Source organism: Parashewanella sp. 2210YD4-3, from assembly GCF_056591735.1.
In genome coordinates this window covers 322,464-344,538 of sequence record NZ_JBWQOG010000003.1, presented here as the reverse complement: position 1 = coordinate 344,538, position 22,075 = coordinate 322,464, and the positions used below count along the sequence as shown (strand labels likewise).

General features: G+C 38.4%; 21 protein-coding genes and 1 tRNA gene. 12 read left to right on the top strand and 10 right to left on the bottom strand.

Going from position 1 to position 22,075, the window contains the following annotated elements; all coding sequences use genetic code 11:
* Nucleotides 1–2: 2 nt before the first annotated feature.
* Both AC1EU0_RS06785 and AC1EU0_RS06780 read right to left on the bottom strand, forming a co-directional pair.
* Nucleotides 3–326, bottom strand: a complete 324-nt coding sequence (locus AC1EU0_RS06785; RefSeq protein ID WP_480301424.1) for a TrbC/VirB2 family protein — start codon at nucleotides 324–326, stop codon at nucleotides 3–5.
* A 679-nt stretch (nucleotides 327–1,005) separates the two neighbouring features.
* Complete coding sequence (locus AC1EU0_RS06780) at nucleotides 1,006–3,681, bottom strand: AAA domain-containing protein (protein ID WP_480301422.1); 2,676 nt, start codon at nucleotides 3,679–3,681, stop codon at nucleotides 1,006–1,008.
* A 214-nt stretch (nucleotides 3,682–3,895) separates the two neighbouring features.
* Between AC1EU0_RS06780 and AC1EU0_RS06775 the strand changes: the two genes are divergently transcribed.
* Nucleotides 3,896–4,315: a LexA family protein gene (locus tag AC1EU0_RS06775; protein ID WP_480301421.1), complete on the top strand. Its 420-nt coding sequence runs from the start codon at nucleotides 3,896–3,898 to the stop codon at nucleotides 4,313–4,315.
* Nucleotides 4,303–5,559: a Y-family DNA polymerase gene (locus AC1EU0_RS06770; RefSeq protein ID WP_480301419.1), complete on the top strand. Its 1,257-nt coding sequence runs from the start codon at nucleotides 4,303–4,305 to the stop codon at nucleotides 5,557–5,559. Before AC1EU0_RS06775 ends, AC1EU0_RS06770 begins: the two co-directional genes overlap by 13 nt.
* A 98-nt stretch (nucleotides 5,560–5,657) precedes the next feature.
* On the opposite strand, the gene AC1EU0_RS06765 is transcribed toward AC1EU0_RS06770, so the two are convergent.
* The gene (locus AC1EU0_RS06765; protein ID WP_480301417.1) at nucleotides 5,658–6,710 is read right to left on the bottom strand and encodes a serine hydrolase domain-containing protein; all 1,053 of its coding nucleotides are present in this window, start codon (nucleotides 6,708–6,710) and stop codon (nucleotides 5,658–5,660) included.
* A gap of 96 nt (nucleotides 6,711–6,806) precedes the next feature.
* On the bottom strand, nucleotides 6,807–7,706 hold the full coding sequence (gene bla, locus AC1EU0_RS06760; protein WP_480301416.1) for a class A beta-lactamase: 900 nt from the start codon (nucleotides 7,704–7,706) through the stop codon (nucleotides 6,807–6,809).
* A 157-nt stretch (nucleotides 7,707–7,863) separates the two neighbouring features.
* Here bla and AC1EU0_RS06755 point away from each other — a divergent pair, with 157 nt between their 5' ends.
* Both AC1EU0_RS06755 and AC1EU0_RS06750 read left to right on the top strand, forming a co-directional pair.
* Nucleotides 7,864–8,361, top strand: coding sequence for a VOC family protein (locus tag AC1EU0_RS06755; RefSeq protein WP_480301414.1), 498 nt, complete (start codon nucleotides 7,864–7,866; stop codon nucleotides 8,359–8,361).
* A 19-nt stretch (nucleotides 8,362–8,380) separates the two neighbouring features.
* Nucleotides 8,381–8,743 carry a cupin domain-containing protein gene (locus AC1EU0_RS06750; protein WP_480301413.1) on the top strand — a complete coding sequence of 121 codons (363 nt, stop codon included), beginning with the start codon at nucleotides 8,381–8,383 and terminating at the stop codon, nucleotides 8,741–8,743.
* A 594-nt stretch (nucleotides 8,744–9,337) separates the two neighbouring features.
* Here the strand turns inward: AC1EU0_RS06750 and AC1EU0_RS06745 are convergent.
* A tRNA-Val gene (locus AC1EU0_RS06745) sits at nucleotides 9,338–9,414 on the bottom strand.
* 113 nt (nucleotides 9,415–9,527) lie between these two features.
* Nucleotides 9,528–10,895 carry an MATE family efflux transporter gene (locus tag AC1EU0_RS06740; RefSeq protein ID WP_480301411.1) on the bottom strand — a complete coding sequence of 456 codons (1,368 nt, stop codon included), beginning with the start codon at nucleotides 10,893–10,895 and terminating at the stop codon, nucleotides 9,528–9,530.
* Between the two features lie 33 nt (nucleotides 10,896–10,928).
* Between AC1EU0_RS06740 and AC1EU0_RS06735 the strand changes: the two genes are divergently transcribed.
* Nucleotides 10,929–11,543 carry a riboflavin synthase subunit alpha gene (locus AC1EU0_RS06735; RefSeq protein ID WP_480301409.1) on the top strand — a complete coding sequence of 205 codons (615 nt, stop codon included), beginning with the start codon at nucleotides 10,929–10,931 and terminating at the stop codon, nucleotides 11,541–11,543.
* Here AC1EU0_RS06735 and AC1EU0_RS06730 read toward each other — a convergent pair.
* Nucleotides 11,540–11,815 (bottom strand): hypothetical protein, encoded by a 276-nt coding sequence (locus AC1EU0_RS06730; protein ID WP_480301407.1) that lies wholly within the window; start codon nucleotides 11,813–11,815, stop codon nucleotides 11,540–11,542. The genes AC1EU0_RS06735 and AC1EU0_RS06730 overlap by 4 nt on opposite strands.
* Before the next feature lie 257 nt (nucleotides 11,816–12,072).
* On the opposite strand from AC1EU0_RS06730, the gene thrS reads away from it, so the two are divergent.
* The 4 genes from thrS (at nucleotide 12,073) to rplT (ending at nucleotide 15,205) form a co-directional block, all read left to right on the top strand.
* Nucleotides 12,073–14,001, top strand: coding sequence for a threonine--tRNA ligase (gene thrS, locus AC1EU0_RS06725; protein ID WP_480301405.1), 1,929 nt, complete (start codon nucleotides 12,073–12,075; stop codon nucleotides 13,999–14,001).
* Between the two features lie 3 nt (nucleotides 14,002–14,004).
* Complete coding sequence (gene infC / locus AC1EU0_RS06720) at nucleotides 14,005–14,547, top strand: translation initiation factor IF-3 (RefSeq protein ID WP_480301569.1); 543 nt, start codon at nucleotides 14,005–14,007, stop codon at nucleotides 14,545–14,547.
* Nucleotides 14,548–14,637: 90 nt separating this feature from the next.
* On the top strand, nucleotides 14,638–14,832 hold the full coding sequence (gene rpmI, locus AC1EU0_RS06715) for a 50S ribosomal protein L35 (protein ID WP_011496149.1): 195 nt from the start codon (nucleotides 14,638–14,640) through the stop codon (nucleotides 14,830–14,832).
* Between the two features lie 16 nt (nucleotides 14,833–14,848).
* Nucleotides 14,849–15,205 carry a 50S ribosomal protein L20 gene (gene rplT, locus AC1EU0_RS06710; RefSeq protein ID WP_480301403.1) on the top strand — a complete coding sequence of 119 codons (357 nt, stop codon included), beginning with the start codon at nucleotides 14,849–14,851 and terminating at the stop codon, nucleotides 15,203–15,205.
* 40 nt (nucleotides 15,206–15,245) lie between these two features.
* Here the strand turns inward: rplT and AC1EU0_RS06705 are convergent, their stop codons facing one another.
* Both AC1EU0_RS06705 and AC1EU0_RS06700 read right to left on the bottom strand, forming a co-directional pair.
* Nucleotides 15,246–15,770 carry a hypothetical protein gene (locus tag AC1EU0_RS06705; RefSeq protein WP_480301401.1) on the bottom strand — a complete coding sequence of 175 codons (525 nt, stop codon included), beginning with the start codon at nucleotides 15,768–15,770 and terminating at the stop codon, nucleotides 15,246–15,248.
* A gap of 74 nt (nucleotides 15,771–15,844) precedes the next feature.
* A complete protein-coding gene (locus AC1EU0_RS06700; protein ID WP_480301400.1) occupies nucleotides 15,845–17,311 on the bottom strand; it encodes a methyl-accepting chemotaxis protein in 1,467 nt (488 codons plus the stop codon).
* Nucleotides 17,312–17,717: 406 nt separating this feature from the next.
* Here AC1EU0_RS06700 and pheS point away from each other — a divergent pair, with 406 nt between their 5' ends.
* Genes pheS through ihfA form a run of 3 tightly spaced genes read left to right on the top strand, consistent with a single transcriptional unit; the run spans nucleotide 17,718 to nucleotide 21,401 of the window.
* Nucleotides 17,718–18,698, top strand: a complete 981-nt coding sequence (gene pheS, locus AC1EU0_RS06695) for a phenylalanine--tRNA ligase subunit alpha (RefSeq protein WP_480301398.1) — start codon at nucleotides 17,718–17,720, stop codon at nucleotides 18,696–18,698.
* A gap of 15 nt (nucleotides 18,699–18,713) precedes the next feature.
* Nucleotides 18,714–21,101, top strand: coding sequence for a phenylalanine--tRNA ligase subunit beta (gene pheT / locus AC1EU0_RS06690; RefSeq protein WP_480301396.1), 2,388 nt, complete (start codon nucleotides 18,714–18,716; stop codon nucleotides 21,099–21,101).
* 3 nt (nucleotides 21,102–21,104) lie between these two features.
* Nucleotides 21,105–21,401 (top strand): integration host factor subunit alpha, encoded by a 297-nt coding sequence (gene ihfA, locus AC1EU0_RS06685; RefSeq protein ID WP_480301395.1) that lies wholly within the window; start codon nucleotides 21,105–21,107, stop codon nucleotides 21,399–21,401.
* Nucleotides 21,402–21,605: 204 nt separating this feature from the next.
* On the opposite strand, the gene bcp is transcribed toward ihfA, so the two are convergent.
* Nucleotides 21,606–22,073 carry a thioredoxin-dependent thiol peroxidase gene (gene bcp / locus AC1EU0_RS06680; RefSeq protein WP_480301393.1) on the bottom strand — a complete coding sequence of 156 codons (468 nt, stop codon included), beginning with the start codon at nucleotides 22,071–22,073 and terminating at the stop codon, nucleotides 21,606–21,608.
* Between the last annotated feature and the right edge of the window lie 2 nt (nucleotides 22,074–22,075).

Below are 22,075 nucleotides of genomic sequence, written 5' to 3'. Positions count from 1 at the left end.
TCCTACTTAACGGCTGAAATGATCAGGTCAACAATGGTTGAACCACCAAATACCAGAACAATCCCTGCAATATATTTGCCGCAGGTTTCACCCGTTATCCTTCCGAACCATGCCAAGTAACCAAGAATGGCAATACCGATAATTGCAGCACTGCGAGCAATGCCATTGGTGAGTAAATTCATCACCCAATCGACGCCTTCTGAAATAGGATCAGCGAAAGCCAATTCAGGAATAAGCATCAGGATTAAGGCTAAAAAAAGATGGGCGACTAGCGCCCTAAGTGCCTTCTCAGAGTCGGAGTGTAGTGGTTGTTTTGCTGTGTTCATTGTCATTTCCTACTAAGTCTTATCAGTATGAAAGACACTCACATCCATGAAAGCATCAAGCTGAAATTGTCTGATGCACAAAAAATTACACGGCAAACAAGGGCTGTAAACACTTAAGAAAACAAATAATTTGGGATTGCGAAAAGCTATCTCAAATTGCGAATTTTTGATTCAAATTGATGGTGGTTTGATGAAGGGGAGTTAATGGAATTGGGTATTTAATACTTGATAATATTCATGACGAAGAGGAGAATTAAATAAGCACACTTATTCAGCTCTTATTGTTGATGTATTTTTTTATAATTAGCATAGGGTAAAAGATGAACAAAGCGCATAGACTAAGGTAAACCGCAATAATACCAACCCCTTCTGATAGCAGAGATTTTTCGAAAATACCTCGATATACTAGATACCCGCCTAATATGATACTTACAATTGAAAAAAGGCAAACAAAATATTTTGAGAATGCGGTAAACAGTCGTTTCTTTTTACGTTCTCTCAGTGAAACGATCAAAAAACCTATCGCTAAAGCTGGGTAGAATATCGTAATAGCGAATTCTACTAAAATATTAGATGTTTCCTTATCAAGAAAATAAAAGACGATAGTAAGAAATGCATAACAGCTAGCAATTAACCATAATGCTCTATAAGTAACTCTTGAGTTTGAGTGCATTTTTCATTACCTTGAGGTTAAACTTTTTAACGATGAAATAATTTTATCTATGCAAAGGTGAGGCTCTGTTTTCCACAGTCCGTAACTGATAGGAATAATAGGTATACCAGCTCTTCCTAAAACCTTATATGTATCTAATTCAAAGAAATCCTCCCATTCACCGGGGTAGCCAATAAGGTCTATAGCTAAGTAATTAGCATTTAATCGGCACAAAAGATCAATTTCAACACCTGCCATATTATAGCCAGCCCAAGTTTCAACGCCTTTTTCGTTTAACTCTTCTATCAGTGCATGCTGGAATTCGTCAATGTTATCATTGGCTGAATGTTCAGCGTTAAATAGTTGTATAGATTGAATATACTCTCGTAGTAGGCTGTGATGAGGCAAGACTGATTCATCAATTGATAGAAGGACAACTTGCTTTTGTCTTGACCTTGTTATTGAAACGTTGAATACATCGGCTTTGTTTAAGTACGCAGCAGCTCTTGCTGAGTTATTATCGACAGAAAATGAAATTAACATAATATCTCTTTCCTCACCCTGAAAGCCGAATGCCGTAGCTGAGTAGAGTTTGTGCTTTTCTATCTCGGATGATGTGAAATTACCAACTATTTGTTTAGCAATAAATTCAGCTTGCTTTCTAAATGGTGATAAAACACCTATTGAATGGTAGATACCTTGTTGATTGTCTAGATCAATTTGTAATCTAATCTCTTCAATTGCTTTATCAGCTTCAGCAATATTAACTCCCATTGTGTTTCTATTGCCATTGACTCTATACAAATGCAAATGACCATTACTTGTACATGGTCGATGCTGCATTACTTTTAATTGATTGTTGTAAAATTTTTTGTTACTGAAGTTAATTAACTCTGGCTTGCTTCTGAAATGTTCGTCGAGAAAATTTATCTGGCTATGATTATTTATCGACAATAAAGCTTTGTCTAAAATTGACAATGTTCTATATCCAGTATGTTCAAGCTGGTCTACAATTTTATTGATTTTGAGTAATTGTTTTTCTTTGTCTTTTGAAAGGAATGAGTAGTGCCTGAGTTGTTTGGTGTCACCTACAATGACAGCCTTTTTGGCTCTATATAGTGCTGGTAAGCAACTAGAAATATTACATTGAGATGCTTCATCTATGATGACTAAATCAAACAGCTCTCGATGCATAGGCAGCACTCTATGCAGACTCCCTAAACTTGCTAACCAAATTGGAAATGCCAAAAGCACATTTGAAAAATCAATGTCTTCAAAAAGTTCAAATTGTCGTTTGGAAGTGCGACTTCTAACAGCTTGATTAAATGTTCGTAAATCATTTCTGTGATTTTTTACTAAATTCTGAAGATTATGATGTTTCAGAGAATTTAGATATTTACTTGCAAGCTTTTCTCTGTGTTCATGTTTAGTATCAATATCTTCAAGAGTTTCCCATTGATTAATGAGTTGCTTGATACGGCTTGCAAAAATAAAATTATATATTTTCAATAAACGGTCACTCTGCATATCTTCTAATTTTTTGATATGTTGCCCACGTTTTATTGACTTTTTACAGAACCGAACAAAACTCTTTTCAAGCTTGGTAAGGACTCCATTAAGATCCTGCAATTCAGGTTCATGGCTAATAACTTCTGGTCGCAATAAGTTATCAAAATTACCTGATAGTAAATCATTCAGATAACTTTTAAGTTGCTTTAGATATTGGTTTTGTCCCGCTCTGATAGCAATGTCATTTAAATGAAAGTTTTCTTCTAGTTTAGCTGCAATGACATTTAAGGCAGTATCATTTGCTGCAACGATAAGAACTGTCTTTCCTCTAGCCATGTTTTCAGCAGCGGTTGCAGCAATTGTATAGCTCTTTCCTGTACCGGGTGGTCCAGAAACACAACTTACTCCGAAGCTTGCCGCACTCTCTATTATTGATTTTTGAGGAGTAGATAATAGTCCGGGTAAATAATCATACTTGAGTGAATTCTTATAACTTGTAGTGCATTCCCCCTTGAATAAATCATTTATAGGAGTAGACCACTTATCTGCATTAACCATAGCCTCCAATTCATGGAGAATACCTCTACTTGCTATAGAGCGCTCAACAAAAATAAGCATTGAAGCAGGTAAAACCTTAAGTCCTTTATCGTTTTTATCTAGATCTTTTGCTGATTGTAATCGAGGGAAATTCAATAACTGTAGAGCATCAATATCTAACTGGCTATTCTTGAAAAATGACGTCCAATAAGCAGGTAATGTTATTTCTTCTTCATTAAGCTTGTAGTTGTACTCTTCTGGCATGAGCAATTTGATCAAAGGCTCGTTAGCTACATGTTTTTGACTCGCAGAGCTAAAGTAAAAGTCTCCTTTATCATTTTCTAAATCAGCTTCAGTGTAAATTAATGGAGAAAAAACATTCTTTTTCTCACCGTTAATTTCTAAGTTTCCTGAAACGATAAAATTAACATAGAGTAAAACTCTTTCTCTTGCATAGATTTCTACACGTTTTGAAAGGGGAGTCGCAAAATCACTAGGAATAGGTAGTCTAAGGACGGTGTTAGATAGCAGCTCATCGTGACCAGTTAGCATGAAGCGATCTTCACTTTTAAGTTTATTTAGGTTCCAGAGGTTTAAATCAGCACTATCTTCATTAAAGCAGTCCTTGTAAAACTTAAGTAATTTTTTAATGTTCAAAAATACACCCTAACATACAGCTTTAGTTTTAGTGGCTAACTAAGCTCTGCTTTTTTATTTTCACAGCTTCCCAAATGTAGCCAACAAATTTATAACAAAAAAAACTTATTGCAAACTAATACTCAAGCATTATCAAGTTTTTACAATGTTGAATTTACTAAGTGTGATTATTATTGCCAATACATACTGTGTAAATAAACAGTATTACGTAAATATGAGAGTAATTCCACTTTTTGCCCAAGCAGGGATCTCAGGTTTTGAGTCTCCAGCAGCAGAATATTCACAGCTTGCATTAAGTTTGGATCAGTTATTGATTGAGCATCCAAGCGCAACCTTCATTGGTCAGGCAATGGGTGACAGTATGCAAGGTGTTGGTATTTTTGATAATGATATTTTGATTGTTGATCGACATGTCACGCTTCAAGAAATGGATGTGATTGTTGCTAATCTAAACGGCGAATTTGTATGTAAGATCATTGACCCAATAAGAAGGCAACTACTTTCGGCAAATGAAAAGTACCAAGCTGTTCCTATTAATCAATATGATGTATTTAGTATTGAAGGTGTAGTTGTGCGTTCAATTCGCTGTCATCGTCCTAGCAATCTGATCCAGAGAATGCAGTGTTTGCATTAGTTGATGCTAATAGCTTTTATTGTTCTGCAGAAGCGGTGTTTCGTCCTGATTGGCGAGACAAACCGATTATTGTATTGAGTAACAATGATGGTTGTATTGTTGCTGCAAACCGCAGAGCAAAAGAAGCTGGGATCAAAAAATTCATTCCATACTTTCAAGCTCGGCATTTGTGTGAGCAAAAGGGCGTTATAGTCTGCTCATCAAACTATGAGTTGTATGCAGACCTGTCAGCAAAATTGATGCAAGTGATAGGTCAGTTTGCACCAGAACAACATGTATATTCGATAGATGAGACGTTTCTATCTTTCAAAAATATTGATAAGACTATTCCTGATTTAGTTTCACACGGTCAATTAATCAGAAAAACGGTATGGAAAGAAACTCGTTTACCTGTGTGCGTTGGTGTTGGGGAAACCTTGACGCTTGCCAAGTTAGCTAATCATACAGCCAAAAATGAAAGAGACTATCAAGGCGTTTGTGTCCTCGACTCAGCCAATAAAACTGCTGAAATATTGATGAATACGCCTGTTGAAGAAATATGGGGCATAGGAAGAAAGCTTTCTGCAAAATTGCATCTGATGAAAATCCATACCGCTTATGAGTTAGCTCGTATGCCTCCTAAGTTAGCAAGAAAGCAGTTCAACGTTGAAGTTGAGCGCACAATTAATGAACTGAATGGCATTGCATGTAAAACGTGGGATGAAGTTAGAGCTGATATGAAGCAAATATTTTCTACCCGAAGTATGGGCAACCGGATAACAATAGAAAATGAGTTACAACAAGCCTTGTGTAAGCACATTGGGATTGCTGCTGCCAAAGCTCGTAAACAAAACTCAGCGTGTACGCACGTATTAGTTTTTGTTCACAGCTCCCCCCATGATGATAATCAAAGATACTTTAAAAGATTGGTGAAGTTTGCAAGACCAACCAACTGCACTTTAGAGTTAAGTAAAGGCGTTTCAGAAGTGGTTAATGAGCTATTTGTGATGGGCGTTCGTTATTACAAAGTCGGTGTAGGGTTATTAGATCTAACTGACGCAAAGCATCAGCAACTCGATATGTTTGATAAACCAATGAGTAAACCAGAGTTGATGCAAACCATCGATAAATTGAACCACAGATATGGTCGAGATACCGTTTTCGTTTCAGCGCAGGGCACAGAAGTTAAATGGGGCATGCGCCGAGCCTTCTTAACACCGCAATACACAACCGATTGGAAAAACATACCTGCCATACGGTGTTGAGCATTTCTTGTTGCTTATTACACCTAATTGACTTTACATAGTTTATTTGCAGCTTAATTGAGAGCGCACTCTAGATTTGCCATAAATAATTTATCAAGTTAATTCGAATCATTGTCTAAGATTCTGTTTATTTGTGCGGCAATATCCCATCTGGGTACTTCATCTGCGTTCGTTAGAATAATGATCCCACGCTGAGTATCAGGATATGCGATCAGCAAAGCTTTAACGCCTTTAAATGATCCTGCATGTCGAATCACTCTGCCATATTTGTTGTTATACACTTGCCAACCCAAACCCATTTTGATCTTACCCCATGTTGTAGCCTTTCTTGGTGAAATCATTTTTTGAAAAGTTTTTTGTGTAATTAATGGTATTTCATTGGACAGTGTGGCTGCTAACCATGTTAATAGGTCAGTGGTATTTGTAATTAAACCCTCGCTTGGAGCGAAAGACGGATCAAATGGTCGCATTGATGCTTTTCTCAAAGGCCAGCTATTGATATAAGCTTCAACATCGGGAGTATACGAGTTATCTAAATTCTTGAAGCCAGTATTAACGAGGTTTAAGGGCTTTATAATATGATCGTAGATGTAGCGAGGGTATGGTTTTTTGCTAACTTTAGAAATAATTGCTCCGAGCACATTGTAGTTTAAATCAGCATATTCAAATGATTTTTGCTGTTGATTCTGTGCCTTGATTGAGAGTTTTAAATATTGATTAATAGAGCGCTGCTTACTAACTTTTTCGGGCTTTAACGCGTCTTGCAAACCAGAGTGATGAGTCATTAGTTCGAGTATCGAGATATTTTTACCAACGAGTTCAGGTAAATATTTACCAATGTCATCATTGAGGCTTACCTTTTCTTGCTCGACCAATTGCATCACAGCTTGTGAAGTGAATAACTTTGTTATTGAAGCGACCCTGAACTTAGTTGTATGAGTCACATTTTGACTAGTCGATGTTTTGCCAAAGCCTTTTTGATAAATAATTTTTCCACTATCAAGAACCCCAATCGCCATCGCAGGTATATTATTATCACTTCTTATTTTTTCTAAGCTGTTGTCCAACTTTTGATTTATAGAATTAGCAAATGCTGAACATGAAGCAACGGCATAATATAAAGCTAAAAGTGTCAATATTAGATTTTTCATAACATTCCAATGTCTGGTTATTCCTGATCTTGTGTACATTACTATATATGCATTAAAGCAAAGGCCTGAACATGAAACATGGCAAAACTAACTTTTTCATTCGACCATATATTCCTTGAAAATTAATTGTCCAATTTCTGCGATTACTTGATTACGCTCTCTAAGTGATAAGTTGGTTTCAGTGAGATAAATACTCATAATGATAGGTGGATGATCCTGTTTCCATATAGAAGCGACGATACCTCGTGAACCATTGCTCCCAGCGCCAGTTCTATCAGCTATTTTCCAATTGGTGGGTAGTACAGAGCGGAGTAGTGAGTCAGAAATGATATTTTTCTGCATCCAAGATCTGAGCTGAGTTTTAGATTCAGAATCTAAATCATCACCATAAATAAGACGGTGAAATGTTCTCACCATAGCGATTGGAGTTGTAGTGTCTCTGTGATCACCGACTTCTGCCATATTCAGATCAGGCTCAATTCGGTCGAGTCTTGTCGTGCTGTCACCATGATTTCGCAAAAATTGAGTCAAAGCAGCTGAATCACCAATGTGCTCTAAAACTATATTAGCGGCAGTGTTGTCGCTGGTTAGCATTGTTGCCTTACAAGCATCGAAAACACTAATCTTTTTGTTAACAAGCTTTTTGGTTACTGGTGACCAAGTAATTAAATCTTCCCTCTTTATTGAGGAACTATCTTTTCTGGATATTATCTCTTTGTTTATATCGTCGAACATCTTGGCACAAGCCAATACTTTAAACGTACTCATAAGAGGAAAACGATCATCTCCTTTATAGCTGAATGTTTTTCCGCTTTTCGTGTCTAAGAGAGCAATACCAAGCCGGCCAGAGGTTTTTGTTTCTATTGCACTCAAATCTTTCTTTAGCGAATGCCTCTTTCCTTTGGCTAGTCGGCAATCAGAGTCACAATCAAATGCCGAGGATACGTTTGAAGTGAAAATCAGAACCAATGGAATAAGTTTTGTTATCAAGCTCATGACTAATCCGCTGCATGATTTTGCTATGTTGGCTACAGATTAAACATAACAATCAATGCTGTAAAAAATTTAAAGTAACATATTGTTAACTGGATTGAACATTTTTGTTGGTTTCTCTGGTCAGTAAAAGGAAGTAAATTTAAAGGGCTTATAAATAATGAATTTCAAAGTACTGGCACTATCAATTGCAGCATTGTCTGCTGGGGCTTTAACTCAAGTTTTCGCAGCAGATCAACAACCGTCTAAAAGAGTGATGACTCAAGGGTTAAATCATTTAGGTTTAACGGTAAAGAACCTTAAGCGTTCATCTGAGTTCTTCATTGAAACTTTGGGCTGGAGAAAGGCTGGGGGTTATCCTGATTATCCGTCTATTTTTGTAACTGATGGTTCTATTTTTCTGACATTATGGAAAACTCAAAATGAAACTAAAATTGTTGAGTTTGATCGAAAGAATAATGTCGGTCTTCACCATTTAGCGTTATCTGTAGCGAGCCTTGAAGACTTGAATCAACTTCACGAAACTTTTAAGTCCATCAAAGATGTGGTTATTGAGTTTGCTCCGCAGCCGAATGGTAATAGCAAAACAATCCATATGATGATCAGAGAACCCAGCGGAAATCGACTAGAGTTTGCATACAACCCTTCTCGTAAGTGAATCAGGACAAAACGCCATCATGAAACAAACAAAAATCAATATCACAGAAAAGCTGACTAAGTTTTCAGAACATTGGTCTCCAAAGGTTGTCGCTGAAATGAATGACTATCAGTTTAAATTGGCAAAATTTAAAGATGAATTCACATGGCACAAACACGATGATACTGATGAGGTGTTTCTCGTGATTGAAGGTAATATGACCATCGAGTTTGAAGATGGGCATGTTGAATTAGCCACTGGTGAGATGTGCGTCGTACCAAAAGGCGTTTTACACAAACCATCAACAAAGAATGAGTGCTCAGTAATGCTTATCGAACCAAGAGGTGTGATCAATACAGGAGAAGAAGGGGAGTTAACTGCTCCTAATGATGTTTGGATATAGGCACGATTTGGCTCAGGGGTAACAAAGGTGATCTCTCACTAGAATTCTAGATAACCTATTGATTAAAAATCATAAAAGCCGTTACCCCTAAAAGGTGATCAAAAGTTACCACTAAGGTAATGTTATTGATTAATAAACAATTTATATTTTGAGAATATTAATTTTTATAGGGTAATCTGGTTACCCCTATATTACCCTAGAGATCACCCTTGAAAGAATAGAATTAACTTTTGAAATATTCATTGTTTACAATAGATTGTGGTTAATGAAGTGAATTGATCACCTTCGTTACCCTGAAATTGTTTATTGCAATGCTAGACAGAACACAAAGACCAATTAGCCTGATTAATAGATGTATAGGTATTTTGGTGCATTCAAGAAAGTTGTGCTGCAAAACTGTTCTAAATATCTTTTCCTCAATTTAGCCATATTCAAACGTTAAGCTAGTAAAACTACTTTATAGAACAGAGAGTATTTAAGACAAATTTGCTTAATAAAGGGCAGGGGTTTTGCGCGAGTTTTGCGCCGATTTTGCGCATTGAAATATTTGTTAAAAATTCTAACAGAAAAACTTGAATTGAATCAGTAAGATAATGGTACAACCGAGTGGATTCGAACCACCGACCCCCACCATGTCAAGGTGGTGCTCTAACCAACTGAGCTACGGTTGTATTTTGAAATGGGACATGATGTCCGATGGCGCTTATCTTAGGTTGAAGCAGTGATAAGCGCAAGTCCGAATTTACGATTACTAACTTGTTCGCTGGTTTTATATGCGACTTGCTTAATAATTAATAGTTTTAATTTGATGCGCCGCTCTATTTTGAGTGAAATGTAAACGCCAAAAGAATAATATAGCTGCTGTCGTTAACCCTGCAATGAGCCCTATCCAAAAACCTTTGGCTCCCATAGGAGTTACAATAAGACTCGTTTTACCTAGAATATATCCGAGCGTCACTCCTACCCCCCAGTAAGATGCTAAGGTAATGAAAAAAGTGACAGTATTGTCTTTGTAACCACGCAAAGCGCCTGCTGCGACAACTTGGATAGCATCTGAAATTTGATACATGGCAGCAAGGCCCATCAGTGCGACAGCCATTTGTACAACAATAGGATTATCGTTGTAGATCAAAGCGATTTGTTCTTTAAATAAGAGGGTAAAGATAGCTGTAACTACGGCCATAATCAATCCGACGGCTAATCCAACCTTGGTAGCAGTTTTTGATAAACTAATATTTCCACGTCCAACGTAATATCCTACTCGAATTGAAACAGCCATTCCAATGGATAATGGAAGCATAAATACCAGTGATGAAAAATTTAGTGCTATCTGATGACTTGCTACAACATTTGATCCTAGTGGTGCAAGCATGAGAGCAATAACTGAAAATAAGCTGACCTCAAATAAAACGGATAAACCTATTGGTAAGCCTAATATGATTAATGATTTTATTACTGATAAATCTGGTTTGTATAATTTATTAAATAACTTTATTTGTTTGAATTTTGGATGGAAATGTATATATATAGCCATGCTAAATAGCGTGCACCACATTACAAGTGCTGTTGCCACACCACAACCAGCACCACCCATTTCAGGCGCTCCAAAATATCCATGGATAAATATATAGTTTGCAGGAATATTAATTAGTAAACCAATAAACCCAATCACCATGGTCGGCAAAGTATAAGAAATTCCTTCACTACATCCCCTTAGCGTTTGATAAAGCATAAAAGCTGGCGCTCCCCATAAAACAGCATCAATATAGCCTTTTGCCAATTCAGCTAACTTGGGTTCTAGGGACATTTTTGAGAGAATGAGTGAAGAAAAACTCAGTGCTAGCATAACTAAAATTGCCCCGATTAAGGCAATGTAAGCAGCTTGATGAATAAGAGGTCGAATTTTTTCTGTGCTATTGGCACCATGATGCCCAGATACCACTGGTGTGTATGCCATCAATATGCCCAAAATAAATAGAAATGGCGGAAACCATAAACTGGTACCGATGGCTACGGCAGCCATATCAGTAGCACTAATTTGACCTGCCATAACCGTATCAGTAAATCCCATCAATGTTTGGGTTATTTGCGCGATAAATATCGGGGCTGCGAGCTGAAATAAACGTTTAGCTTGATACCCGAAATGATTCATTCATACACCTTTATAACTGAAGAGAATAATTAAATGTTCACAGGAATTGTACAAACAACAGCTGAAGTAGTTTCAATTAATAAACAGCACGGCCTAAAGCAATTTGGGATCGCTATTAAAGCTGAGTTTTGTAAAAACTTAGTAAGTGGTGCAAGCGTTGCTGTTAACGGCGTGTGTTTGACAGTTACTGAGCAACGAGATGATAAGGTGTTTTTTGATGTAATGGAAGAAACATTAAGGGTTACAAATCTAGATGTTGTTAGCCAGGGGCATCAAGTAAATATTGAAAGATCATTGTCATTTGGAGATGAGATCGGAGGGCATCTTGTTTCAGGGCATATTCATACCCAAGCAAAAGTCGTCTCAGTTAAGAATACTGACGATTACTTCAACTTGAAACTAGAGGTTGCTCCTACATGGATGAAATATATATTGTATAAGGGTTTTATTGCTGTAAACGGTTGTAGCTTAACAATAGGAAAAGTGGAGAATAATACTTTTGAGCTTTATTTAATCCCTGAAACACTTAAGTTAACGAACTTAAGTGAAGCGGGATCGGGTACATTTCTTAATATTGAAATTGATGCTCAGACACAGTCAATTGTGGATACAGTTGAACGTGTACTTAAAACCAAAGAATTAATTTAATATTCTATAGGTTTGTTTTGGTCATCAACTTTTTTGATTTTTGGAAAGCTTACTTTTTGAATGTCTAAGCCTTGGTCAAAAAAATCTTCTTTACGGATTCTGTCTAACATTTGTAAATGCTGTGTTTTCAGTCCTTGCTCTATGTCTTTTAGTAAAAGGGCTTTTGATTGTGGGGTTTCTAAATGATTTTCAAGTTCTACTTCTATTTTTGGCAAGCTATACATCGAAATATTCATTGATGATATCGCTGCAAATACTACAATTTTTAACATCCTTGTACCTCAGTATTTACGTGAATCAATACCCAAAGGGAATTTAATAATAGAACAGATTTTGAACTTGTCTAAGTCTCAAAATTAAATTCAAAAAAATTTAATCTTTGTTTGCGGTCGTTAATAGCAATCACGTATTATATGGCTTCAATCAATTGGGGAATAATTAGACTCTGGTATAGGCTAACCCTCTAATTGAATTTCAAACTACTACCCAAGTGGCCCTTCGTATGGGTCACCACTGGAAAGGAAATTTTATGCCTGTTATTACACTTCCTGATGGAAGCAAACGCGAGTTTGCACAACCTGTCTCTACATATGATGTTGCCGCTGATATCGGTCCCGGTCTTGCAAAAGCTTGTATCGCTGGTCGAGTTAATGGTGAACTAAAAGATGCATGTGACATTATCGAAACTGATTCTGAGCTTTCAATCATTACTGCAAAAGATGATGAAGGAGTAGAGATCCTGCGTCATTCTTGTGCTCATTTATTAGGTCATGCCATTAAGCAATTGTGGCCAGATGTCAAAATGGCAATTGGGCCAGTGATCGACAATGGCTTCTATTACGATGTTGATCTTGATCATAAACTGACTCAAGAAGATATTGATGCTCTAGAAAAGCGCATGCTTCAACTAGCCAAAACTAACTATAACGTAGTTAAAAAAGTTGGCAGTTGGCAAACGGCTAGAGACACGTTTGAAGCTCGTGGGGAAACCTATAAGATACAAATCCTTGACGAAAATATCAGTCAAGACTCAACGCCTGCTTTGTACCATCACGAAGAATACATCGACATGTGTCGTGGTCCCCACGTACCAAACATGAAGTTTTGCCAGCACTTTAAGCTTATGAGTGTTGCAGGAGCATACTGGCGTGGTGATTCAAATAATAAAATGCTGCAGCGTATCTACGGTACAGCTTGGGCTGATAAAAAAGCATTAAAAGCTTACTTAAATCGCCTAGAAGAAGCGGCAAAACGCGATCATCGTAAAATTGGTAAACAGCTTGACCTATATCATATGCAAGAAGAAGCACCGGGCATGGTGTTTTGGCATAACGATGGTTGGAGTATTTTCCGTGAGCTAGAAACGTTTGTTCGTACTAAGTTAGTTGATTATGACTACGATGAAGTTAAAGGTCCTATGATCATGGATCGCGTACTATGGGAGCGTTCTGGTCACTGGGATAAATACTCAGAAGCCATGTTCACTACGCATAGTGAAGCTCGTGATTACGCACTTAAGCCGATGAACTGCCCTGGTCACGTTCAAATTTTCAATCAAGGTTTAAAGTCATACCGTGATTTACCACTGCGTATGGCTGAGTTTGGTTGTTGTCATCGTAATGAACCATCAGGTTCGCTTCATGGTCTAATGCGCGTACGTGGTTTTACTCAAGATGATGCGCACGTATTTTGTACTGATGATCAAGTTCAACAAGAAGTGAGTAAATGTATCAAGATGGTTTATGATACATACTCAACTTTCGGCTTTGAAGATATTGTTGTTAAGCTTTCTACTCGACCAGAAAAACGTATCGGTGATGATGATATGTGGGATAGAGCAGAAGAAGCATTAAAGCAAGCTTTAGCTAACAACAATATTGAGTACAGTATTCTTGAAGGCGAGGGCGCATTTTACGGCCCTAAGATCGAGTTCACACTTCATGACTGTTTAGATCGTGCTTGGCAGTGTGGTACTGTACAATTAGATTACGCGTTACCATCTCGTTTAGGTGCAACTTATGTAGCAGAAGATGGAAGTCGTCAAACTCCAGTAATGATCCACCGTGCCATTTTAGGTTCATTGGAGCGTTTCATCGGTATTCTGATTGAAGAATACGCTGGTCGTTTCCCAACTTGGTTAGCACCATCACAAGTTGTTGTGATGAATATCACTGATAAACAAGCTGATTATGTACAAGAAGTAGTCGGATTATTTAAAAAGCAAGATATTCGTGCATCAAGTGACTTGAGAAACGAGAAGATAGGCTTTAAAATACGCGAGCACACGTTACGACGTGTTCCTTATTTGCTGGTCGTAGGTGACCAAGAAATGGAAAATAGGGAAGTCGCGGTGCGAACCCGAGACGGAAAAGATTTAGGTAAGTTGAGTATTGACTCCTTTGCCGCTAAAATCCGTGAACAAATTTCGCTCCGTAGTCTAAATCTTTTGGAGGAATAAGTCATAAAGACTAAGAGAACAGGCGGACGCAAAGACGCTGCCAATAGAATCAATGATGAAATTACTGGTGTAACTGAAGTTAGATTAAGTGGTGCTGAAGGTGAGCAGCCAAGTATCATGAACATCAGAGACGCTCAGAGTAAAGCTGATGAAGCAGGGCTAGACCTTGTAGAGATTAGTCCAAATGCTGAGCCTCCAGTATGTCGCATCATGGACTACGGAAAATTCTTGTTCGATAAAGCTAAGGCTCAAAAAGAACAGAAGAAAAAGCAAAAGCAGGTTCAGGTTAAGGAAGTTAAATTCCGTCCTGGAACTGATGAAAACGATTATCAGGTAAAACTACGCAACCTGAATCGTTTTCTAAGCGATGGTGACAAAGCGAAAGTTACGCTGCGTTTCCGTGGCCGTGAAATGGCACACCAAAGCATTGGTATGGCTCTTTTGAACCGTATTAAAGCTGATTTGGAAGAAATTGCAGTAGTGGAGTCTTTCCCGAAAATGGAAGGTCGCCAAGCTGTAATGGTGCTAGCGCCTAAAAAGAAATAAGTAGGGCAATTATTTAAAAGTAAATGAGGCTTTTAGGAGTCTCATTTCGCCTTGCTATTTATTAACATTCCCAATGCGGAGTAGTATACAATGCCTAAGATGAAAACCGATAAGGGTGTTGCTAAGCGTTTTAAGAAAACTGCTAATGGTTTTAAACGTAAGCAAGCTCACCTTCGTCACATTTTGACTAAGAAAAGCACTAAGCGTAAACGTCATTTGCGTGCTAAGTGTCTTGTTGCTAAGTCTGACGTTCCAGCAATCGCGCGTCAATTACCATACGCTTAATTTAGGAGATTAGAAAATGCCAAGAGTTAAGCGTGGTGTAACCGCTCGTGCTCGTCACAAGAAAGTACTGAAACTTGCCAAAGGTTATTACGGTGCTCGTTCACGCGTTTATCGCGTAGCAGTACAAGCTGTAACTAAAGCTGGTCAATATGCTTACCGTGACCGTCGTCAAAAGAAACGTCAATTCCGTCAACTATGGATTGCACGTATCAATGCAGCGTCTCGTCAAAATGGTCTATCTTATAGCCGTTTCATCAACGGTCTTAAGAAGGCGTCTATCGAAATCGATCGTAAGATTTTGGCAGACATCGCAGTATACGACAAAGTTGTTTTCGCAACTTTAGTTGAAAAAGCAAAAGAAGCATTAAACTAAGTAATTAGTTCAACTTCAATTTGTTTTTTGTTTCAAAGCCTCAGTTTTTCTGGGGCTTTGTTCGTTGTGAACTTTGCAAACCGTGTCTCATGTATTGCTGAACCTTACTTTCCTTACTTAGTTTTTTACTCTCGCCGCTCACCTGTTGGTTCGCAGAGCTTTGCTTATCTTTACTCTTTAGCTCAACACTCCACTTTTGTAGACCGTAAATTACACTGCGGGTTTCTGCAGATTGAGACAGCACACTTTTATAATTTGAACTAAATCTAGCTTGGTTTGAGGCTTCAGAAAAGTTATTTAGGCTAGAGGAATGAAAGTGTTTAGCCTTGTCTGCTAGAGAAAGAGGGGGTCTATGTTCTTTGGCGGGAGTGAGTGAGGACGAACTATAAAGTTTAGAGACGATACTAACTTCTTTAGTGTCGTCTTCATCGCTAGAAAGATCCTCTAAGTTGATATCATCTGTACACAAGGTAATCATGGATTGACATGATTCTAAAGGATCTTCAAGCGCCATAGCTGGTTTGTAACTATATGAAGCAATTTGTGAAGTAGCTATATCATGCATTGAGATAGGACTCTATTAATTTTTGAAATAGCTACTGTTCGATACAGTATATTTTAAGGTCTGTTACTAACTGTTTAAACCTTTAAGCCTACTAATAACTGATCTAGAGTCTCCGCTGTTGCATGTAACTCATCGCAACCTGATACTGCATTGTTGGCTGAGTTTTCAACGTCGTGAGACTGATTTCTAATCTCCATTAAGTTGCTGGCTACTTCATTTACGGTAGCTGATTGTTCTTCTGCTGAACTAGCAATTAAGACACTCATATCAAGAACTCTATCGCTCTTATTTGAAATGGAGCTTAAGTCTTCACCAGTTTTTATGATGCATTGCTTACCTTGCTCAGCTTGCTCGACCGTTCTGGCCATGATTTGTGTTAGGGCACTTGCGCCTTGTTGAAGCGATTCAATCATAGATTTAATTTCAACTGTCGCTGATTGTGTGCGACCTGCAAGTGTTCGAACTTCATCTGCTACTACTGCAAAGCCGCGTCCCTGTTCACCAGCTCGTGCTGCTTCAATTGCGGCATTAAGTGCAAGTAAATTTGTTTGTTCTGAGATGGCATTAATCGTAGTTACCACTTCATCAATTCTAGAAGCATTATCATTGAGCTCATGAACAGCTTCAGAAGCGTTGGTAATGTCATGGGCTAAATCACCAACAACAGAAACAGTGCTTGAAATATCTTCAGAACCTGTTGTGATTTGATGGTTGGTTTCTTGTGTTTCTGCTGCAGATTGCTCAGCATTTCTTGAAACCTCTTTGACAGCAGCTGTCATTTCTTCCATTGCCGTAGCTAAAGAGTCCAAGTGCTGACGCTGCTCAACAGCTAAGCTTTGACCTTGAGATGCACTTGCACGGAAATCAATCACAACGTCACGGATCTTAGTCGTGGCGGTCATTAATTGCTGAACTAAGTTATGTTGGCGTTCAACTAATGAATCAATACTTACTGCTAATACACTGAATTCATCAGGTACTATCTGGAAGTTTAGACGCTGAGTTAAATCTCCGTTTGCTGCATTATCAAGAGCCTGAACTGTTGTATATAATGCACCACGAATGAAGGTTGAAACGTAATATATCGCAATTGCTACAAATAATACGCAAATCGCCGCGATTAAATAGATGTAGCTTATATGATCAAATAAATTTTGTCCTTCTAAATCAAGGTTTTTTATCAGTGCCTTTTGATTGGTTGAAACTTGACTTATTGCCTTATTTCCAAGAACACCACCACCAGATAGAGCAATCCCTTTTTGCTCAGAAGGCAATTTTGCTATATCTGTTAATTGTCCTTCTATGTTTAATTGAGATAGAGCATCATGCTCCATCGTTTGAATTATCTTGATTTGTTGATTCAGCGAATCAACTTGGCTTTCAAGATACTGCTCAATATGAGCTTGATTGACCTGTGCACTCATGACATAAGTTAGTGCAATCAATGGCAATATTGCAAAAGTAGCTAAAGCTATGAATTTTTGCTTTATGGTCATTTGAATTAACAATCCGTCAATCCAGCGAAATTTTACTTCTTTCATAGGGTTTTTATCCGCGATAAATACATGGGATTAGTGGCTAGACACATAGTTTAATCGGCACTCGTTGCAAAACCTTAAACAACATTTTCAAAATTGTGATTTAAGTGGCAAATATGTGTTCAATATGCTCATTTGGTTATATTTATCCTACAAATTGAGCTGCGGTTTCAGCTAAGTGGCAACGATTAATTTTATCTAGTGTGATTTGATTTTTCACTCTTGTTATACCTAATTAACATTATCTTTTAGATTCCGCTTATTTAAAGAAGAAAAACAAGAATAGCCCCTAGTCAAAAACGCTGCGATAACGTAAAATTTTCCTTTTTTCATATCCGTCAAAATGTATGTTTTCACTAGGATTAGAATCTTTTTCTAATCTTAGTTTTGGTATGCAGTGGAACCTACAATGCAACAACTTACAGACATCGTATCTAAAGCCTTAGAAGTGATAGAGCAAACCAACGATTTGAAAGCGTTGGACGACATTAGAGTTGATTTTTTAGGTAAGAAAGGTCAGATAACCGCAATGATGCGAATGATGGCTACTTTATCACCTGAAGAAAAGCCAGCTTTTGGTCAAGCTGTCAATGACGCTAAACAAAGTGTCCAGCGTGCTTTAAATACAAAAATTGAAAACATTAAAGCTGAATTGTTAGCAGAAAAGCTAAAGACAGAAAGCATTGATGTAACTTTACCTGGTCGCGGTCTTGAACTTGGTGGCTTGCATCCAGTAACTCGAACTATTGAAAGAATCGAAACTTTCTTTGGGGAGTTAGGCTTTAGTGTAAAACAAGGTCCAGAGATTGAAGATGACTTTCATAACTTTGATGCATTGAATATCCCTGCACATCACCCAGCTCGTGCTGATCACGATACTTTCTACTTTAACCCTAAGTTAGTGCTACGTACTCAAACTTCAGGTGTTCAGATCCGAACTATGGAGCAAGAGCAACCGCCATTGCGTATCATTTCTCCAGGTCGTGTTTATCGTAATGATTATGATCAAACCCACACACCGATGTTCCACCAGGTAGAAGGTTTGATGGTAGATGAGCATGCCACTTTTGCTGAATTGAAAGGTATTTTGCACGATTTTTTACGTAACTTCTTCGAAGATGATTTAGAAGTGCGTTTCCGTCCATCTTACTTCCCGTTCACAGAGCCTTCAGCGGAAGTAGATGTTAAAGGTAAGAATGGCTGGTTAGAAGTACTTGGCTGCGGAATGGTACATCCAAATGTATTAAGAAGCGTTGGTATCGACCCAGAAAAATACTCTGGTTTCGCATTCGGTATGGGCGTAGAGCGTCTTACTATGCTGCGTTATGGCGTGAACGATTTACGTTCATTCTTTGAAAACGATTTACGTTTCTTAAAGCAATACAAATAACGGAGCAAATTTAAAATGAAATTTAGTGAATCATGGCTTCGTGAGTGGGTTAATCCTGCTATTGATAGTGAAGCATTATCAGAACAAATCACCATGGCTGGCCTAGAAGTTGATGGTGTAGATCCCGTTGCTGAAGAATTCAGTGGTGTAATCGTTGGTGAAGTGGTTGAATGTGGTCAGCACCCTGATGCTGACAAACTGCGCGTAACCAAGATCAACGTTGGTGAAGAAGAACTGATTGATATCGTTTGTGGTGCACCCAACTGCCGTTTAGGTTTGAAAGTTGCTGTTGCAATGGTAGGTGCCAAACTGCCTGGTGACTTCAAAATAAAGAAAGCAAAACTGCGTGGTCAACCATCTTTCGGTATGCTGTGCTCGTACACTGAACTAGGCATTGATATTGAAAGTGATGGTATCATTGAACTACCACTGGATGCACCTATTGGCAAAGATATCCGTGAATATTTAGATCTTAACGATAAAATTATCGATGTTGATTTAACCGCGAACCGTGCAGATTGTCTTGGTATGGTTGGTCTAGCCCGTGAAGTTGCAGTACTTAACCGTACCACAGCGACAGAGCCAACTTGGGAAGCCGTCACTGCGACAGCTTCAGATAAGCCAAACGTCAATGTAATTGAAGGTGCTGCTTGTCCACGTTACTTAGCTCGTACTGTTAAAGGTATTGACGTTAAAGCTGAAACACCGCTTTGGATGCAAGAGAAATTGCGCCGCAGTGGCATTCGTTCAATCGATCCAATTGTTGACGTGACTAACTATGTATTGATTGAGTTTGGTCAACCAATGCACGCATTTGATGCCGCTAAAATAGTAGGTGATATTCAAGTTCGTTTCGGTAACGGTGAAGAAAAACTTACCTTATTGGACGGTAATGAAATTACTGTTGCGAATGATGTTCTTGCTATTGCTGACGATAATGGCGTTGTAGCATTAGGCGGTATCTTTGGAGGTGAATCTTCAGGAGTAACCTCTGAAACTCAAGATATCATCCTTGAATGTGCGTTTTTTGCTCCGAGTGCGATTCGTGGAAAAGCGCGTCAGTATGGCTTGCACACTGATGCTTCTCATCGTTTCGAGCGTGGTGTTGACCCGCAAATTCAGCGTAAAGTGATGGATCGAGCAACTCGTCTTATTTTAGACATTTGCGGTGGTGAAGCTGGTGAGGTTGTTGAAGCCGTTGCTGATCAAGAACTTCCAACTGAAAATATCATTACACTTCGTCGCGCTCGTCTTGATAGTCGATTAGGTCATCACATTGGTGATACTGATGTTGTAGAGATTCTAGAGCTTTTAGGTTTCGCCGTTGAAGTGAAAGAAAGTAGCTGGCAAGTGACTACTCGTACCTATCGTTTTGATATGGCTATCGAAGATGATTTGATTGAAGAAGTTGCTCGTATTTATGGTTATAACAATATACCAAACACTGCACCACAAGCTCGTTTGGTTATGTCTGATCATAAAGAGGCAAACTTACCACTTCGCAAAGTGCGTCAAACGTTAATCACTCGTGGTTTCCAAGAAGCAATTACTTATAGTTTTGTTGATCCTAAACTACAGCAGCTGGTTCATCCAGAAGCAAAAGTTATGGAATTGCCAAATCCAATTTCCAGCGAAATGTCAGTTATGCGTTTGTCTATGTTCACAGGTCTTTTGACTACTGTGGCATACAACCAAAAACGTCAGCAAGGTCGTGTACGCTTGTTTGAAACAGGTTTGCGTTTTGTACCGGACGAAAATGCAGAATCTGGTGTTCGCCAACAGCAAATGATCGGAGCCGTCATTACGGGTAATAATGCGGACGAACATTGGTCAATGGAAAGCAAAGCTGTTGATTTCTTCGATCTTAAAGGTGATTTAGAGGCGATTATTGGCTTGACAGCAGACGCTTCTGAATTTACTTTTAAAGCCTGTCAGCATTCTGCGCTGCATCCAGGGCAATCTGCTGAAATACTAAGAAATGATCGAGTAATTGGTTATATCGGTGTAATCCATCCAAACTTGGAAAAGCCTTTTGGCTTGAATGGCAAGACAATTGTTTTCGAAGTCGAATTAGACGCTTTGTTGCAACAGAAGATCCCTTCAGCACAGGCAGTTTCTAAATTCCCTGCGAACCGACGTGATATTGCAGTTGTTGTAGATGACTCTATCGCAGCTGGAAATATTGTTGATGCAATTCAAAAAGTAAGCGATAATCAGTTAGTTGGAGTGAACTTGTTTGACGTTTACCAAGGTAAAGGTATTGAGGAAGGCAAGAAAAGTTTAGCTATTGCACTGATATTACAAGACACTACTCGTACACTGGAAGAAAAAGAAATTACAGAGCAAGTTGACTCTATAGTTTCTGTTCTTAAAAAAGAGTTCAACGCATCGTTGAGGGATTAAAGTATGGCACTTACCAAAGCCGAAATGGCAGAACATCTTTTTGAAGAGCTTGGCATTAACAAGCGCCTAGCCAAAGAGATTGTTGAGATGTTCTTTGAAGAAATTCGTGGGGCACTCGAAAATGGTGAGCAGGTCAAGCTATCTGGCTTTGGCAATTTTGACCTTAGGGATAAGAATCAAAGACCGGGAAGGAATCCAAAAACGGGTGAAGATATTCCAATTTCAGCACGCAGGGTAGTTACTTTCCGCCCTGGGCAAAAATTGAAAAGCCGTGTAGAAAAATCTAACATGGTTAAATAATAAACTTTACCAAGACCAACTATTAAGTGGTCTGAAATTAAAGTCAAACCCCAATATTTTAGGATATTGGGGTTTATTTTTAGTTTTTTACAGATTGGCAAAGTCTGGGGAAGCATAACTGTTGGTTCTTGAGCTGGCTTGACTTACCCAAATCCTAGTTTAAGAACTTGGGCTTCATCAGCAAACAGAAGTGAGCTTGGAGGATTAACCTTTGAGGTGATTTAAAACAACTTGGTGGTGTTCTTTAGTTTTAAATTTATTAAAAACATGCTCGATAGTGCCATCTTGAGCGATTAGAAAGCTTAAACGGTGGATTCCATCGTACACTTTTCCCATGAACTTCTTTTCTCCCCAAACACCAAAGGCATCCGCAATAGCGTGGTCTTCATCACTCAATAGGGTAAAATTCAATTCTTGCTTATCACTAAATCGTGTTAGCTTAGCAACCGGATCAGGGCTTAACCCAAATACCGTAATATTAAGATCATCTAGTTCGACTTTTGAATCTCGTAATCCACATGCTTGTACTGTACAACCTGGTGTGCTTGCTTTGGGATAAAAATATACTAATACTCTCCCTGTCTTTAATGCTGATTCTAAAGAATGTGTTTCACCTTTTTGATCTTGCAAATTGAATAAAGGTGCTTTATCGCCTGCTTGTAGGGTATTCATAA

Bases quoted from the DNA above. Each gene is read 5' to 3' on its own strand.
- AC1EU0_RS06735 (WP_480301409.1), top strand. From the start codon at position 10,929: ATGTTCACAGGAATTGTACAAACAACAGCTGAAGTAGTTTCAATTAAT.
- pheT (WP_480301396.1), top strand. From the start codon at position 18,714: ATGAAATTTAGTGAATCATGGCTTCGTGAGTGGGTTAATCCTGCTATT.
- bcp (WP_480301393.1), bottom strand. From the start codon at position 22,073: ATGAATACCCTACAAGCAGGCGATAAAGCACCTTTATTCAATTTGCAA.
- AC1EU0_RS06785 (WP_480301424.1), bottom strand. From the start codon at position 326: ATGAACACAGCAAAACAACCACTACACTCCGACTCTGAGAAGGCACTT.
- AC1EU0_RS06755 (WP_480301414.1), top strand. From the start codon at position 7,864: ATGAATTTCAAAGTACTGGCACTATCAATTGCAGCATTGTCTGCTGGG.
- AC1EU0_RS06750 (WP_480301413.1), top strand. From the start codon at position 8,381: ATGAAACAAACAAAAATCAATATCACAGAAAAGCTGACTAAGTTTTCA.
- AC1EU0_RS06775 (WP_480301421.1), top strand. From the start codon at position 3,896: ATGAGAGTAATTCCACTTTTTGCCCAAGCAGGGATCTCAGGTTTTGAG.
- bla (WP_480301416.1), bottom strand. From the start codon at position 7,706: ATGAGCTTGATAACAAAACTTATTCCATTGGTTCTGATTTTCACTTCA.
- thrS (WP_480301405.1), top strand. From the start codon at position 12,073: ATGCCTGTTATTACACTTCCTGATGGAAGCAAACGCGAGTTTGCACAA.
- AC1EU0_RS06700 (WP_480301400.1), bottom strand. From the start codon at position 17,311: ATGAAAGAAGTAAAATTTCGCTGGATTGACGGATTGTTAATTCAAATG.
- ihfA (WP_480301395.1), top strand. From the start codon at position 21,105: ATGGCACTTACCAAAGCCGAAATGGCAGAACATCTTTTTGAAGAGCTT.
- pheS (WP_480301398.1), top strand. From the start codon at position 17,718: ATGCAACAACTTACAGACATCGTATCTAAAGCCTTAGAAGTGATAGAG.
- AC1EU0_RS06740 (WP_480301411.1), bottom strand. From the start codon at position 10,895: ATGAATCATTTCGGGTATCAAGCTAAACGTTTATTTCAGCTCGCAGCC.
- rpmI (WP_011496149.1), top strand. From the start codon at position 14,638: ATGCCTAAGATGAAAACCGATAAGGGTGTTGCTAAGCGTTTTAAGAAA.
- AC1EU0_RS06730 (WP_480301407.1), bottom strand. From the start codon at position 11,815: ATGTTAAAAATTGTAGTATTTGCAGCGATATCATCAATGAATATTTCG.
- AC1EU0_RS06705 (WP_480301401.1), bottom strand. From the start codon at position 15,770: ATGCATGATATAGCTACTTCACAAATTGCTTCATATAGTTACAAACCA.
- AC1EU0_RS06765 (WP_480301417.1), bottom strand. From the start codon at position 6,710: ATGAAAAATCTAATATTGACACTTTTAGCTTTATATTATGCCGTTGCT.
- rplT (WP_480301403.1), top strand. From the start codon at position 14,849: ATGCCAAGAGTTAAGCGTGGTGTAACCGCTCGTGCTCGTCACAAGAAA.